The sequence below is a fragment of the Pantoea dispersa genome (genome assembly GCF_035783935.1).
Classification (GTDB): Bacteria; Pseudomonadota; Gammaproteobacteria; order Enterobacterales; family Enterobacteriaceae; genus Pantoea; species Pantoea dispersa_C.
In genome coordinates this window covers 100,232-113,719 of the sequence record NZ_JALKOV010000014.1, presented here as the reverse complement: position 1 = coordinate 113,719, position 13,488 = coordinate 100,232, and the positions used below count along the sequence as shown (strand labels likewise).

The window sequence follows — 13,488 nt, the reverse complement described above, 5'->3', positions numbered from 1 at the left end:
ATGCAATGTCAGGCGCTGGCGCTCAGGGGCTGTTTCAGCTGATGCCGGGAACGGCTAAAGATCTGGGGCTGCGTGGCAATGAATCGTTCGACCCGGTGAAGTCCGCCGGCGCTGCAGCCAAATATCTCAGTCAGCTTCTGAAGGCAAACGGCGGTGACCTGAGCAAAGCCCTTGCCTCTTACAACTGGGGCATAGGCAATGTCCAGAAGCACGGCATGGCATTAATGCCAGAGGAAACGCGCAATTACATCCCACGCGTTCTGAGCAACTTGCCTTCAGCTGGTAGTGCGCAGATCAGCCAGGAAACCAACATCAACATTTACGGCGTAAGCGACCCGGGGCAGGCTGGCAAGGCGGTTGCTGACCAGCAAACTTCGGTCAATTCACGCTTCAGCCAGGCGATGTCTACAGGGCCCCGATAATGGATATTCTCTCAACGCTATTTTCCCTGCAAAGTCGCAGGATAGGGATGATAGTGCCTGACGTGGTGATCACCGAAAAGCACAGCGACACTCTGGAAATCACCGAGCATCCGGTAGAAGACAAAGCGCCGGTTGCTGACCACGCTTTCCGGCGCCCTTCCGATTTGGTGATGGAAGTTGGTTTCGCTGGCGGCGGCTCGCTGCTCGATTTACTGGATACATCATCAATCGGGGTTAGTCTTGGGCTGAGTCCTAAAGAGGTGTACCAGGAGCTTATCGACCTGCAGCGCAGCCGCGTACCGTTCAGCGTCACGACCGGCAAGCGTATTTACAGCAATATGCTGATCCGCGTGCTCGATGTAACCACCGACAAAGCCACTGAAAACGTGCTGGCGGCCACGCTCACGCTGCGTGAGGTGCTGATCACCTCAACCCAGAGCATTGCCGTGGCAGACAAGGCAGACATGTCGCAGGGCGTCAGCACTTCAGCCGTGCAGAACGCCGGCGTTAAATCCACGGTGCCGCAAAGCGAATCAATTCTTTCCAGGGTATCAAACCTGTTTTAGGGGGAGTAATGCAGGCCAATGAGATACCGCTGTCGCCGGATAATCAGCAATTCACCTCCGCGATTAACGGCGTTAACTATTCCATTCTGACGCTATGGCGGGATGATGCTGGATGGATTATCAACTTGCTGGACAGCAGCGGGGTAGCCATTGTAACAGGCATCCCGCTGGTGACCGGCGCCAATCTTCTGGCGCAGTTCGCCTACCTTAATCTCGGTTTTGGTCTGGCGGTTGTGTGCGATGACCCGGCGCAGGATTATCCGACCAAAACTGATTTGGGAATTCGCAGCCACCTGCTGGCGGTAACGGAGTAAGCATGTCACAGAACTGGATGCGCCACTTTGAGCTGCAAATCCTCTCAGAAAATGGGAAGGGCATCAGCCTGAGTGACTTCAAGGTGGTGTTTAACATCGCCTGGACAGATACGCGCTGGCCGCGTGTTGCGATGGTGCGAATCTATAATCTGTCCAAGGATACGGCTTCGCGCATTCTGGGGCAGGAGTTCGCGAAGATAAAAATCATCGCGGGATACGATGGCATAGCGCAGCCTGTGGATGCCAGTCAGGTTGGCGTTGTAAAAAACATCAATGCCGCCGAAGTTGGCCAGTCAAACGGCACAAATTTCGGTGAGATATTCAGCGGCGACATTCGCTTCACGATTACCGGGCGCGATAACCCAACTGATACGTGGGTGCTGATCCAGGCCATTGATGGGCACCAGGCGTTTATGAATGCCAGCGTGACCAAAACCCTGTCCGCCGGCTATACGGTTGCTGACGTACACGCGGCTGCAATGGACAGTTTCAACCCATACGGAGTAACGCAGGGGATCACCGGCGATATGCCGGCCACAATATTCCCGCGTGGGCGCGTCATTTATCAGTCATCCCGCGATATCATGGATAATGTGGCTGCGCAGTGCGGCGCAACATGGCAGCTGGTCGCTGGACAGGCGCAGATGGTGCCAACTGATAAGTATGTGCAGAACGCCATTGTGCTTAACAGCGACACCGGCCTGATCGGTATGCCGCAGCAGACGATGGGCGGCGGGGTAAACGTCCGCTGTCTGATAAATCCGAACATTCAACTCAAAGGGCTGGTGCAAATCGACCAGGCGTCAGTGTACCGCGCCAGCCTGTCAGCTGATGAGGTGAAGTCACTTCCCAGCCGGGCCAGCGAAACCAACACAAACGGCAATCTCTCGGTTAACGGAACACTGCAACAGCCCGCTAGTATTGCTGCTGACGGCGTTTATATCGTTTCGGCTATAGATTATACTGGTGATACCAGAGGTCAGCCGTGGTACATGGATTTGATGTGCTTTGCGCGCGGTTCGGCAGACCTCCAAACGAACTCTTCGCTGAACAGGACATACTGATGCGCTGGATTCTCATGTTTGCTTTGTTCGCTGCTGGCTCAGCCTTAGCAGACTCACAATGTGGACCATTTAAGCTTGGCACAAGTGCCGCTAATGATGGTTGGGCACGCATCAATGGGGTTAAGCCAGAAAGTCAGAAATTCACTTTCTTAAAGGCCAACGGCGATTATGAAAACGTGAAAATGCAGTGGCTGGTTCAACGCAGCGATGCACCTGGCTGGTTTGGTATGGACTACGTTAAGCGTAATGGAAAGGCCATCCTGAACGTCGAGGCGATTCGCAGTAACATGGATCAGCCGCGAGTGTTTGGCACTTTTGACTGCCAAAAAATTAATTAACTGCGCATCTTTGAAAATATAACCCGCTTCGGCGGGTTTTTTATTGCCTGGAGTTTACATGTCAGTATCACCGCAATCGCTGGCAGGCGGCGAACAGCAGGCTATGAAGGTGCTGTCAGACACCATCTTCTCCATGCTGCGTGTTTCGCTGCCCGGCATAATCGAATCCTTTGACCCCATCGCATGCACCTGCACCGTTCAACCGGCGCTGAAGGGCCAGACCGCTGATGAGCTGGGCAACATGAAATCAGCGCCACTTCCGCTGCTGGTAGATGTGCCAGTGGTGTTCCCGCGGGGCGGCGGCTGCACCATAACGTTCCCTGTGAAATCGGGAGACGAATGCCTGGTTGTTTTCTCTGATCGCTGCATCGATTTCTGGTGGCAAAGCGGCGGAGTACAGGAGACTGTCGATCCGCGGCAGCATGATTTATCAGACGCCTTCGCAATTGTTGGCCCGCAGTCTCAGGCTAACGTCATCAGCAACATCAGCACCACCACGCTGCAGATGCGTACCGATGACGGCTTTGCTTATATCGAGCTGGATCCGAACAGCCACGCCATAAACATTGTGGCGCCGGGCGGATTAGACGTGAAAGCGCCGCTGTCCGAGTTTAGTAACGCGGTCAAAGTAAATGGCCTGTTTACGTGGCTCGGCGGCATGGTGGGCAGCCTTGCCACCGGCACCGCGGCGAAGATTACCGGTGCTATCCAGTTCCTCGGCACGCTCACATCCAACGGCAAAGACATCAGCGACCAGCATACGCATAACGGCGTGCAGACTGGCAGCGGCAATTCCGGCAAGGTGAACTGATGCGATACAGACGCGAAGATGACGACGGCGATTACACCTTCGGGCAGGGTGATGATACCTGGCTGATTAACTCACCTGAAGCAGTGGCGCAGGCGGTTAAAACACGATTTCTGCTCTGGTATGGGCAATGGTTTCTCGATACCACTACTGGGACGCCGTGGATTCAGTCGGTCCTGGGCAAGCAAAAGCCGGAAACGTACAACCTTGCCATACGCCAACGCATCCTTGAGACACAGGGCGTTAATTCAATTCTTTCATTTGACACCAACCTCAACACCTCATCACGCCGGGTAGTGTTCACGGCAACTATCGACACCATCTACGGAACGACGACAGTCACAAGCGAGGCATAATGGCTCTTGATCTCGACACGCTGGGGCTCTCCGCTACGGTGACCGCCTCAGGGATTAGTGCGCCTGATTACCAGACGATACTCTCCACCATCACCAGTTACTTCCAGCAGATTTACGGGACCGACGCCTATCTCGATCCGGATAGCAAAGACGGACAGATGGTCGCTCTGGTGGCGCTGGCTATCAACGATGCCAACAACACTGCAGTTAAGGTGTACAACTCGTTTTCACCTTCAACGGCAATGTCTGATGCCCTGACGCGAAACGTAAAAATTAACGGCATCGCGCGCAAAGCCGCCACCAACTCCACTGTTGACCTGACGCTAACCGGAACAGGCGGCACAACCATCACTAACGGCTCGGTGAAAGACGCCAACGGCATTATCTGGAACCTTCCAGCCAGCGTGACAATCGAGCCGGGCGGTACCGTAATCGCAACGGCAATCTGTGCGACCTCTGGCGCGGTTGCAGCAGTAATTGGTTCTGTGAACCAAATAAATACACCGACGCGCGGATGGACGGCGGTTACGAACGCCAGCGCGGCGACGGTCGGCACTGCCACAGAAAAGGATTCTGCGCTGCGAGTGAGACAAACCCAGAGCGTAGCGCTGCCCTCACTGACTCCCTTCGATGCCTTAGACGGTGCTCTGGCGAATGTGGCCGGCGTAACACGCCATAAACTCTACGAGAATGATACTGCGTCTGTGGATGCAAATGGGCTGCCGGCGCACTCTATTTCAGCCATCGTCGATGGTGGTGACGCAACGGATATTGCTCAAACGATCCGAGGCAAAAAGGGGCAGGGTGTGGCCACATACGGCACTACATCAGTAACTGTGCCGGACAAATACGATAATCCACACGTCATAAGCTTTTACCGTTCCACTGACGTGCCGATTTATGTCGCGCTTTCGCTGAAGGTATTCACCGGATATACCACGCAAATCGGAGAGCAAATCAAACAGGGGATCGCTGACTATATCAATGGGCTGCTTATCGGCGATGACGTCCTGCTAAGCAGGGTTTACTCCCCTGCAAATTTGGGCGTAGTTAGTGGTGGCAATGCCCGCTATTACGATATTTCGTCTCTGCAAATTGGTAAAAGTTCCGGGACTGTGGCTCCGGCCAATATCGTCATCGCCTTCAACGAATCAGCATCCTGCAGTACCGCCAACATAGCGCTGACGGTGACCTCATGAGCAAATACACCGAACTGATAACCAACTATCACGCTGGTAAACCCCGTTTCGTCGCACATGTTGACCTTTCAACTCGCCCACTTACCGATGCATCAACTGCGCTTCAGGGGCTGATCACCGCCTTTGATATCGACAGCGCGGTTGGTGCGCAACTGGATATTCTCGGCGAGTGGATTGGGCGGACGCGCATCGTCAGCCAGCCTATCAGTGGCGTCTACTTCTCGTTTGATACGGATGGCCTCGGCTGGGATCAGGGCATATGGCAGGGGCCGTATGACCCTGATGCTGGCTATACCAGCCTTAGCGATGACACATACCGCATCGTGCTGAAGGCGAAAATAGCAATCAACAACTGGGACGGCCAAAACGACACGCTGCCGCCAATCCTTGAGACAGCGCTGGAAGGTTCAGGCCTGAAAATGCAGATCGTCGATAACCAGGACATGACCATCTCTGTGTGGGCGTTTCCGGAAGAAGACATCAGCCAGGTCTCGCTGGAACTCATCGCTGCCATTCGGCAGGGATATCTAACCGTTAAAGCTGCCGGCGTCTGGGCTGGCGACATTCAGACGCCTTCAATCGAAACACCATCTGTCGGAAACCGGTTTTTTGGCTTCGATATGGACAACGAATATATCGCCGGATTTGATGATGGCGCATGGGAGAAAATACTCTAATGGCAATAAACAACATTAAACCTTTCGCAACTGGCGCAAATGCGAATGTATTGTCGCAAGCTGACTACGAAGCACTGCCAGCTCTGCTGACTGGGTTTCAGGCGGGTAAGGCATCAAGCGCTCAGATTAACAAAGCAATTCGACAATCATCACTTATCGCTGCAGCCGTCGCTAAATTTATTAACGATAATGGTGGTTATGATGTTCTGGATAATGGTGACTACGCAACAATTGCTGCCAATATTCAAAATACAATTGCGCAAAAATACCTTTCCAGAGTTAATCCACTTGCTGAATTGGTAACAGATAATAAGCAATCAGCAGCAAGGACTAATCTCGGATTGGGGTCAATGGCTACGCAAGGGGCTGGTAACGTAGCCATCACTGGTGGTAATGCTACGCTGACTAGCATAAATGCTCAGACGGGCACAGTCACGAACCTCACAGTAAGCGGAACAGCTACCGTTTCGACCTTTAATGGTCAAACATTAAACGCAACAGCGTTGAATGTTTCCAATGCGACTGCCTTTGCTGGCGCAGTATCCTTTACCGGTCAGGACTATCTCAATAAGAATTCAGTTGTAAACGTTCCTACTGATACCTCAAACCAGACTTTTGGCCTGCGCCTTACAGGTTCTGGAGGTCAGCGAAGTGATGAGCTTTTCTATGAAAAGATTGGCACCTATGCAGCCCGCCGCTTTATCGTAATCTCGGGCGGGAATACCATCACATATGACATGCGTCAGGATGGTTCCATGGTCTGCCTTAACCCTGTAGGCACATGGCAGATACTCCCTAGCGGGGAAATTAACGGGCCCAAATGGGGTGGTAATCTCTCTGATTTCATCAGTACATGGTCCAGAAGTAATTTCATGACGGATACACGGCTTGGTTCTGTCACGACGCTTTATAAGGCGAACAATACCAACGTATTCACCTGCCCGAGCGGATATTCTTTCAGCAGCATCGATACCGGTGATGTCGGGACAGTTACAGCCACTGCGCGGCCCATTCAGAAACAAATCAACGGCAACTGGATTACGGTGAGTCAGCTATGATTAATTTAAAGAATTTTCAGCCTTACACTCCTGAAGAACCACCATTCGCAGGGGCGATGTACCTCAAGGCTGCAACGGGAGAGGACTGGTACGACTGCCAGAAATCCTTTGCGGATGACACGCTGAAAATCGCGTATAACGATGACGGTGTGATTGTCTCGGCCAGTAAGGATGTATCAGCCATGTTCCCGTCCGGGCTTTCTGTAGCTGAAGTTGATGCCTCAACTGCTACGGATTTGGGCGCGCTGATAAATGGTGGGTGGGCATATGAGGACGGTAAAATAGCCGCGGTTGTCCTCACGCAGGCGCAGCTGGTAGCCGCTGCTGTAGCCCAGAAAGCGCTCCTGATGAGCCAGTGCACAGACAAAATAGCGCCGCTTCAGGATGCAGTTGATCTGGATATTGCCACGGATGATGAGAAAGCACAGCTTGCAGCCTGGAAAAAATACAGGGTGATGTTGAATCGGATTGATACATCATCGGAGCAAGATATCAAATGGCCAATAACCCCGAACTAAATATAACGTAGTTGCTTAAAATTTCCTAACCGACACATACCAAGCTAATGACTGATTAGATTCCGTTTTGAATGTTCTTGTTAAAGATTTTATAAAATAATAAAGGGGCGATAACCCCTTTATTATCGTTGGGTTATTTAAAATTGACTGTTAAGTCACTTCCGGAGACACAAGCCTTGATAAAAGCATTTTCATTGGTTTTTTCGCACTGCAAAGCCTCTGCCTTATAAGAGTTTGGTTTTGTATATGATTTTACACCATGATATATAAGTGGGGTGTCAGAAAATAAATCATTGCTAAAATAGAAGAAGTTTATTTTATTCGACATAGGAATTTCAGACTCTACCAGTTCAACGAACTGAGATTTTTTAGGTTCACCAATAAAATGCGACGAATAAATTACATTTGCATCAGTTATTTTTAATATGCCGCTATATATCTCCTCATTAAATTTAGATTGCTCTTTGTAAGCGAAACTAATAGCGGAAGAAACGTAGAAAGCAAATAGCGAAAAAATACCTACTATTATTAATGCAAATTTTTCATGCAACACCAATGACATAGTGGCTATAAGATAAAACGCGCCTATGTAAGTGGCTGTCATTACGCGCGGCTCGAATACAGGATGGAGTAAAATTAGCGATATACCACCAAAGCACATGAAAAGGGATACTATAGATCCTGCCACTAACATAGCGGAGTAATAAAGGCAATATTCCTTCCCTCTGTTTCTTACAAAAAATATTGAGATTGATAATAGTGAAAATATGAAAAGAACTAAAATTACAGAGGACACTTTAAATGAAGATGTGGCACTATTCAAAAGTGCAATGAAGCTCCTGAGATTTTGAATAAAATCCCCTAAGCTCCCATTAAATATCGTTACAGAGTGAACTTTGGCGTATTGTGATAGATCGACGAAATTTAATATTACCTTGTAAATTACTAATACTAAAATGGTGATTAAGGCTCTTTTAATGATTAACGCTAAAGAGTATTTTTCGCCTAATTTTCTAGTATAGATCAACTCTAAAAGGGATAATGAAATATATAGTGATAATGATGTTTGATATGAGCCTACGCCTAGAGTAAGAAACAAGACTGAAAACAACAACCATCTATTGTCATGCTTAATAAAGCACAGCGCTGTGATGGCTATAGATGCCACCATTACAAATGAGTCGTACTTATACAGCATAGGCTGGGAAAAATAAGGATTCACTATCAGAAAGCTCAAACCTACACAATATGAAATCCCTAGTTTTTGCTCTTCGCAAATTTTATATATTACAAAAGCAAAACCTATAAGTGATATCAATATAGAATAAGGGTGTGCAATTATTGCCTTGCCACCAAAGTTAAACGCCCAATAAATAAGGTTCGCAAATGGCCTACCATCTGCAGCCCATGCATACACACCAGAGTTGGCACGATTGAAATCGTCAATGTATAAAAAATCATTGTTAATGAATGGCATGCAAAATATGAAAATTGGAGCAATAATAGCCAGAAATCTTAAATTCATTTTTTATCCTTGATCACGTATCTTGGTCTACTTTTCGATTCTATATATATCCTGCCGATATATTCACCTAGCACGCCTATACCAATCAACTGAATCCCTCCAAGGAACAGAATGGATACCAGAATAGAAGGGTATCCATGAACCGGATTACCAAAGGCGATCGTATCAAAAATCATCCATGCGCCATAAAGGAAGGATACAGCAGCTACTAATAGGCCTATGTATGTCCAGACCCGCAAAGGGAATGTGGAAAAGCTGGTGATGCCTTCTAATGCGAGATTCCATAACTTCCATCCATTAAATTTTGATGTGCCGGCAACACGCTCCGCCCTTGTGTACTCGACCACCTCTACCTTACCGCCTACCCAAGAAAGTATCCCCTTCATGAATAGGTTGCGTTCCGGCAAATTCTTGATGTGTTCGATAATTTCACGCGACATCAAACGAAAATCCCCAACATTTTCCTCAATGGCAGGAGAGCTGATTTTGTTGTGCAGTCGATAAAACCATTCCGCGGTTTTCCGCTTTAGGTGTCCGTCCGAGCTTCTGTCTGTGCGCTTGGCCAGAACGACATCTGCCCCACATTTCCAGCGCTGAATAAGCTCAGGTATAACCTCTACCGGGTCCTGAAGGTCAACATCAATAGGAATGACCGCGTCACCAGTTGCATTCTCAAGACCTGCAAATAGAGCTGGCTCTTTACCGAAGTTTCTTGTGAAAGATAAAGGCTTCACCAGAGGATCGGATATTGAAAGGGCATTAATAATCCCTTCAGTTCCATCTTTACTGCCATCGTTGATGAATACTATTTCAACAATATACTCAGCCAGCTCTTTGCGTACAGCTTTATAAAAAATCGGAATGGCCTCTTCTTCATTGAATACTGGTACAACTAACGATATTTTCATTTCACGTTCCTGAACACTATGTATTTTGAATAAAGAAAACCGCACACTAAACTAATGGCAGAGAAGACAACCAGTGTCGCCACTGGGTTAACTTTTAGTCGATCTGCATAAGAGCCTATCATAACCGCAACCATACCCATAAAAAATACGTACATCATGTATCTAAATGTCGTTGCCTCAGCGTTAAAAGTCCACTTAGCATTAGCAAAAAAAGAAAATGTAACTGCCACACAGAATGCTATGAAATTGGATAAAGATTGAGGCTGATCACGCTCGACGCAAATAGCAAAAACAATCCAGTGAATAGCTGTATTCAGCACACCTATGCTTACATATCTAGCAAAAATTTTAGCCATAATGATACCCAAGTTTGAAGTAGGTGAGATTTTGGCATCCACGCCAGGCACGATCAAGATCAATCAAGATTATTTGAAGCTCATCATGGGGATGGGGTATTTAGGAAGAAAAAAAGCCCCGGCGACGGGGCAGAGGTATACCGCGCCGATCCGCAGCCATTCTCAATTCGGCATCACTCAAGTACAGTAACGTCAGGGTGGTGCCGGCCCGCATCTATCTCATCTGCACACCTAAGTAACTCCTTCGCCAACTCTCTCGCCATATTCGCACGTATACTGATCGCAAGGTCAGGGAACTCTTGCGGATCATCAATGTGGCCCGTCAGTGAGTCTTTCATCTTGAGGTCCACCACCAGAATCCGTCCCCACGCGCTATAAATCATCCCAAAGTCAGTTAGCTCTGGCATGCGGCCAATGTTAGACGTTTCATATTTAGACATTAGAATTCCTCAGTTGCTAATCCCCATTGATTTCGGAAGAGGCCAAAGGTGGGGTGGGAGTTATGCCTCGACTCTCTTGCAAAGCTTTATATCGATCATGTAGAGAGCGTGGGTATAGCTCTGTATAAATTTGCCAAAGAGTTTTTAGTGAACGATGGCCGGTCACCTGAGCTACTTCCTCCAGAACGAAACCAGCCTCAAATAGGCGACTTGCACCTTCCCGACGCAGGTCGTGATAACGCAAGTCTTCGATTCCCAATTTGTTTCTCTCCTCGCCAAAAACTATGGATATCCGCTTATGCTTAAAGGGAAATATCAACTCGCTAAGCCTCGGTTGTTCCATAACGATATCCCAAGCCTCCCCAAGCAGAGCCACATACATGTGATTGCCAATTTTTTTTCTCGGATGCTTTCGATCACGCACAAGAATGGCTTTTTGGTTATGGTCAATGTCGGCCCACCGCAAACTAGTCACCTCGCCAATCCTCATGCAGGAAAGTATCGAAAAGAGAAAGATGCGATGAAAAGGAATTTTTTGATTCGAACGCCGTGAGCGAGCCTCAAGCGCTACCAGAAGAGCGTTTGTTTCATCCTGGGTCGGTCGGCGGCTCCTTTTTTGGGAGCTAGCTGTCATTCCCAACTTTTGGAGCTGATACTTAGCTTGCTGGTAACACTGCAAATCCACCTTGAGATTGAACATAGGCTCTGCTGCGCCGAGAACGGAGCCTATAAAGGCAATATCATTCCTTATGGTCGATGGCCCGGCACCTTGCGCCTCACGCAGTCTGGCATGCTCAATAAACGTGTTCGTGGTAAATTCCGACAAGGAAACTTCAGAGATTTCGCAACGACGAATGAGATTTAATGACCATGTCTTACTCTGTCCATACTTGATATTTGGGTGGTTAGTGTACAGATCTAAAAGCTCGCCAAAGGTAGTAGCTGGCTGCGCATCTACAGTAGGAACGCCATTTTTCTCGATGTCAGCAACTCGCATCACTCCCCAGCTTTTGGCTAACGCCTGTTTAGAGAAGGTCTGGCGCTCTCGATAGATTATTGCACCATCTTTCTTAACGCCGACTGTGCAGCGATACTTGATTTCACCTTTAGATGTTGCTCTTTTTTCAATGCTGTAAAAGGCCATAAATGCTACCTCGCGCCGCTGTCACTCAGGGGGACCTGCAGGGGGACCTGAGTGCTCAAAAATACACGAATATACTGTATTAATATACAGTAATATGCAAGGTAAAAATCTGCACTTGTTTTTATTGCACTGAAATATATGACTTTTTTCACGGCTTCTTTCTTCCTCTTCACTATTCCTTGCTGGGGTTCTTTTTGTCTGCCGTTTCGCCATGCATAGCGCATTAGTGAAAAAGATGCTTTGATTACTCTATGGCTTAACGCGCGGATAACGCTGATGAAATCCCTCCCTTGTGTTGCTGTGATACTGCTGTTTCCCGTTGCCGGTGCGGCGCTGGCCGCCAGCAGCGCGTGCCCGCCGCTGAGCAAAAACATCACCAGCAGTAACAACTGGATTATGCTGGGCGGTGATGCCAAAGGCGCGGTGCGTCAGGTCGTGGCCGGTGAATTTGGTAAAGATGTCAATTCGCAGAAGCGCGTGCTCGGGCAATTTGACCGATGCGGCGATCTGATGGTGGCTGACATCACCTATGACAAAAATGAAGGCAACGTGGTGCTGAGCATGGAGCAGCACATCGCGCGCGTGCAGCGCGGTTGGGTCGCCGACTATGCGTATCTGGTAAAGGTGACTCGCGCGGGCAAAGAGGAAGTGGTGGATAACCGTCAGGGCACCATCAGCTGGCAGATAGGGCAGCACGGCAACATCATCAGCGCCTCGGATAAATTTACCAGCATGGGGAAAGAGGGCTTCACCGATACCACTTACCGCTACGATAAACACTTCCGGCTGGAAAAAAGTATCGCACGCGGCAGCGACGCGCTGACCAACGGCGAAAACACCTGGCGCTGGAATCCGCAGGGGATGGTGATTGCGTCCACCAGCGCGCGCAGCAAAGACACTTACAGCTACGATAACCAGTGGCGCGAATTGCGGCTGCACGGCACCGCGACTACGCCGGTCAGCACTGTGCGCTCGGTGGATGAGTGCCAGCTGTGGGACGAGGTGGGTAACTGCACGCTGAGCTACCTGCATGAAACGGAGGTGTTTGCCAAAGGCACCATTGAGCGGCATCTCAGTTCGGCTTACAAATATCAGTACTGGGATCGTCCGGCGACGGACAAGTAACGCGCCGTGGCGTATGCTGTTCTGCGCACAAACAGGGAGCGCACACCATGACACTGATTATTTCTTTTCTCTTCGCCATCACCTTGCTGACCCTCACGCCCGGCTTTGATACCGCGCTGGTGCTGCGATCGGCGGCCGCGCAGGGCTGGCAGCGTGCCTCGGCCACCGCGCTGGGCGTTACGCTCGGCTGCCTGGTGTGGGGCGTGGCGGTCGGGCTGGGCTTAGGCGCACTGCTGCTGGCGTCGGAACTGGCTTATAACCTGCTGAAAGGGATCGGTGCCGCGTATTTGCTGTATCTCGGCGTCAGACTGCTGCTCAACCCGCGCAGCGCGGTAGCCAGCGCGCAGGATGGGCAAAAGCGCGAGGAGCGCTATCTGACCTGCTTCGCGCGCGGCCTGTCAGGCAATCTGCTGAACCCGAAAGTGGGGGTGTTTTACGTTACCTTTCTGCCGCAGTTCATCCCGGCCGGCGCGTCGGTGCCGCTGTGGTGTACGCTGATGGCGCTGACGCACATGGTGATTGGCTTAGTGTGGAACGCGGTGTTGATTGGCGGCAGCCAGTTCTTTGCCCGCCATCTGCGCCGTCCGGCGGTGCTGAAAGTGATGGATCGCCTGACCGGCTGTGTGTTTATTGGTTTCGCCGCGAAGCTGGCGCTGTCGCGGCGTTAAGT

18 protein-coding genes are annotated in these 13,488 nt (G+C 49.8%); 13 read left to right on the top strand and 5 right to left on the bottom strand.

The annotated features are described in order from the left end of the window. From MXF20_RS21815 to MXF20_RS21765, 11 genes are all read left to right on the top strand, one after another. Positions 1-422: lytic transglycosylase domain-containing protein (locus MXF20_RS21815; protein ID WP_325971433.1), on the top strand; the 422-nt coding region annotated here is incomplete at its 5' end. Beyond that, entirely contained in the window at positions 422-988 is a 567-nt protein-coding gene (locus MXF20_RS21810) for a phage baseplate protein (RefSeq protein ID WP_224481670.1), read from the top strand. The genes MXF20_RS21815 and MXF20_RS21810, both read left to right, overlap by 1 nt. A gap of 8 nt (positions 989-996) precedes the next feature. Further along, a complete protein-coding gene (locus tag MXF20_RS21805; RefSeq protein WP_325971432.1) occupies positions 997-1,302 on the top strand; it encodes a phage baseplate plug family protein in 306 nt (101 codons plus the stop codon). A 2-nt stretch (positions 1,303-1,304) separates the two neighbouring features. Continuing rightward, complete coding sequence (locus tag MXF20_RS21800) at positions 1,305-2,366, top strand: hypothetical protein (protein ID WP_325971430.1); 1,062 nt, start codon at positions 1,305-1,307, stop codon at positions 2,364-2,366. Then, positions 2,366-2,704, top strand: a complete 339-nt coding sequence (locus MXF20_RS21795) for a hypothetical protein (protein WP_267411833.1) — start codon at positions 2,366-2,368, stop codon at positions 2,702-2,704. The genes MXF20_RS21800 and MXF20_RS21795 overlap by 1 nt, the downstream gene beginning before the upstream one ends. Before the next feature lie 58 nt (positions 2,705-2,762). Then, entirely contained in the window at positions 2,763-3,515 is a 753-nt protein-coding gene (locus MXF20_RS21790; protein WP_325971427.1) for a Gp138 family membrane-puncturing spike protein, read from the top strand. Continuing rightward, positions 3,515-3,868 (top strand): hypothetical protein, encoded by a 354-nt coding sequence (locus MXF20_RS21785; RefSeq protein ID WP_325971425.1) that lies wholly within the window; start codon positions 3,515-3,517, stop codon positions 3,866-3,868. Before MXF20_RS21790 ends, MXF20_RS21785 begins: the two co-directional genes overlap by 1 nt. After that, positions 3,868-5,067 carry a baseplate J/gp47 family protein gene (locus MXF20_RS21780; protein ID WP_325971424.1) on the top strand — a complete coding sequence of 400 codons (1,200 nt, stop codon included), beginning with the start codon at positions 3,868-3,870 and terminating at the stop codon, positions 5,065-5,067. The genes MXF20_RS21785 and MXF20_RS21780 overlap by 1 nt, the downstream gene beginning before the upstream one ends. Next, positions 5,064-5,744, top strand: a complete 681-nt coding sequence (locus MXF20_RS21775; RefSeq protein WP_325971423.1) for a DUF2612 domain-containing protein — start codon at positions 5,064-5,066, stop codon at positions 5,742-5,744. The genes MXF20_RS21780 and MXF20_RS21775 overlap by 4 nt, the downstream gene beginning before the upstream one ends. Further along, a complete protein-coding gene (locus MXF20_RS21770) occupies positions 5,726-6,802 on the top strand; it encodes a hypothetical protein (protein WP_325971421.1) in 1,077 nt (358 codons plus the stop codon). Before MXF20_RS21775 ends, MXF20_RS21770 begins: the two co-directional genes overlap by 19 nt. Further along, on the top strand, positions 6,799-7,320 hold the full coding sequence (locus MXF20_RS21765; RefSeq protein ID WP_325971420.1) for a tail fiber assembly protein: 522 nt from the start codon (positions 6,799-6,801) through the stop codon (positions 7,318-7,320). Before MXF20_RS21770 ends, MXF20_RS21765 begins: the two co-directional genes overlap by 4 nt. A 133-nt stretch (positions 7,321-7,453) precedes the next feature. On the opposite strand, the gene MXF20_RS21760 is transcribed toward MXF20_RS21765, so the two are convergent. From MXF20_RS21760 to MXF20_RS21740, 5 genes are all read right to left on the bottom strand, one after another. After that, complete coding sequence (locus MXF20_RS21760) at positions 7,454-8,845, bottom strand: glucosyltransferase domain-containing protein (protein ID WP_325971419.1); 1,392 nt, start codon at positions 8,843-8,845, stop codon at positions 7,454-7,456. Beyond that, positions 8,842-9,753, bottom strand: a complete 912-nt coding sequence (locus tag MXF20_RS21755) for a glycosyltransferase family 2 protein (protein WP_325971418.1) — start codon at positions 9,751-9,753, stop codon at positions 8,842-8,844. Before MXF20_RS21755 ends, MXF20_RS21760 begins: the two co-directional genes overlap by 4 nt. After that, positions 9,750-10,109, bottom strand: coding sequence for a GtrA family protein (locus MXF20_RS21750; protein ID WP_325971416.1), 360 nt, complete (start codon positions 10,107-10,109; stop codon positions 9,750-9,752). Before MXF20_RS21750 ends, MXF20_RS21755 begins: the two co-directional genes overlap by 4 nt. A 173-nt stretch (positions 10,110-10,282) precedes the next feature. Continuing rightward, positions 10,283-10,549, bottom strand: a complete 267-nt coding sequence (locus MXF20_RS21745) for a hypothetical protein (RefSeq protein WP_325971415.1) — start codon at positions 10,547-10,549, stop codon at positions 10,283-10,285. A 16-nt stretch (positions 10,550-10,565) separates the two neighbouring features. Further along, positions 10,566-11,693, bottom strand: coding sequence for a site-specific integrase (locus MXF20_RS21740; protein ID WP_325971413.1), 1,128 nt, complete (start codon positions 11,691-11,693; stop codon positions 10,566-10,568). Positions 11,694-11,969: 276 nt separating this feature from the next. Between MXF20_RS21740 and MXF20_RS21735 the strand changes: the two genes are divergently transcribed. Both MXF20_RS21735 and MXF20_RS21730 read left to right on the top strand, forming a co-directional pair. Next, positions 11,970-12,818, top strand: coding sequence for a hypothetical protein (locus tag MXF20_RS21735; protein ID WP_325971411.1), 849 nt, complete (start codon positions 11,970-11,972; stop codon positions 12,816-12,818). A 47-nt stretch (positions 12,819-12,865) separates the two neighbouring features. Next, positions 12,866-13,486, top strand: a complete 621-nt coding sequence (locus MXF20_RS21730; protein ID WP_325971409.1) for a LysE family translocator — start codon at positions 12,866-12,868, stop codon at positions 13,484-13,486. Positions 13,487-13,488 lie beyond the last annotated feature (2 nt).

What these genes read in the sequence shown, in the direction of transcription:
- MXF20_RS21810 (WP_224481670.1), top strand. Translation starts at nt 422, where the DNA reads ATGGATATTCTCTCAACGCTATTTTCCCTGCAAAGTCGCAGGATAGGG.
- MXF20_RS21805 (WP_325971432.1), top strand. Translation starts at nt 997, where the DNA reads ATGCAGGCCAATGAGATACCGCTGTCGCCGGATAATCAGCAATTCACC.
- MXF20_RS21800 (WP_325971430.1), top strand. Translation starts at nt 1,305, where the DNA reads ATGTCACAGAACTGGATGCGCCACTTTGAGCTGCAAATCCTCTCAGAA.
- MXF20_RS21795 (WP_267411833.1), top strand. Translation starts at nt 2,366, where the DNA reads ATGCGCTGGATTCTCATGTTTGCTTTGTTCGCTGCTGGCTCAGCCTTA.
- MXF20_RS21790 (WP_325971427.1), top strand. Translation starts at nt 2,763, where the DNA reads ATGTCAGTATCACCGCAATCGCTGGCAGGCGGCGAACAGCAGGCTATG.
- MXF20_RS21785 (WP_325971425.1), top strand. Translation starts at nt 3,515, where the DNA reads ATGCGATACAGACGCGAAGATGACGACGGCGATTACACCTTCGGGCAG.
- MXF20_RS21780 (WP_325971424.1), top strand. Translation starts at nt 3,868, where the DNA reads ATGGCTCTTGATCTCGACACGCTGGGGCTCTCCGCTACGGTGACCGCC.
- MXF20_RS21775 (WP_325971423.1), top strand. Translation starts at nt 5,064, where the DNA reads ATGAGCAAATACACCGAACTGATAACCAACTATCACGCTGGTAAACCC.
- MXF20_RS21770 (WP_325971421.1), top strand. Translation starts at nt 5,726, where the DNA reads ATGGGAGAAAATACTCTAATGGCAATAAACAACATTAAACCTTTCGCA.
- MXF20_RS21765 (WP_325971420.1), top strand. Translation starts at nt 6,799, where the DNA reads ATGATTAATTTAAAGAATTTTCAGCCTTACACTCCTGAAGAACCACCA.
- MXF20_RS21760 (WP_325971419.1), bottom strand. Translation starts at nt 8,845, where the DNA reads ATGAATTTAAGATTTCTGGCTATTATTGCTCCAATTTTCATATTTTGC.
- MXF20_RS21755 (WP_325971418.1), bottom strand. Translation starts at nt 9,753, where the DNA reads ATGAAAATATCGTTAGTTGTACCAGTATTCAATGAAGAAGAGGCCATT.
- MXF20_RS21750 (WP_325971416.1), bottom strand. Translation starts at nt 10,109, where the DNA reads ATGGCTAAAATTTTTGCTAGATATGTAAGCATAGGTGTGCTGAATACA.
- MXF20_RS21745 (WP_325971415.1), bottom strand. Translation starts at nt 10,549, where the DNA reads ATGTCTAAATATGAAACGTCTAACATTGGCCGCATGCCAGAGCTAACT.
- MXF20_RS21740 (WP_325971413.1), bottom strand. Translation starts at nt 11,693, where the DNA reads ATGGCCTTTTACAGCATTGAAAAAAGAGCAACATCTAAAGGTGAAATC.
- MXF20_RS21735 (WP_325971411.1), top strand. Translation starts at nt 11,970, where the DNA reads ATGAAATCCCTCCCTTGTGTTGCTGTGATACTGCTGTTTCCCGTTGCC.
- MXF20_RS21730 (WP_325971409.1), top strand. Translation starts at nt 12,866, where the DNA reads ATGACACTGATTATTTCTTTTCTCTTCGCCATCACCTTGCTGACCCTC.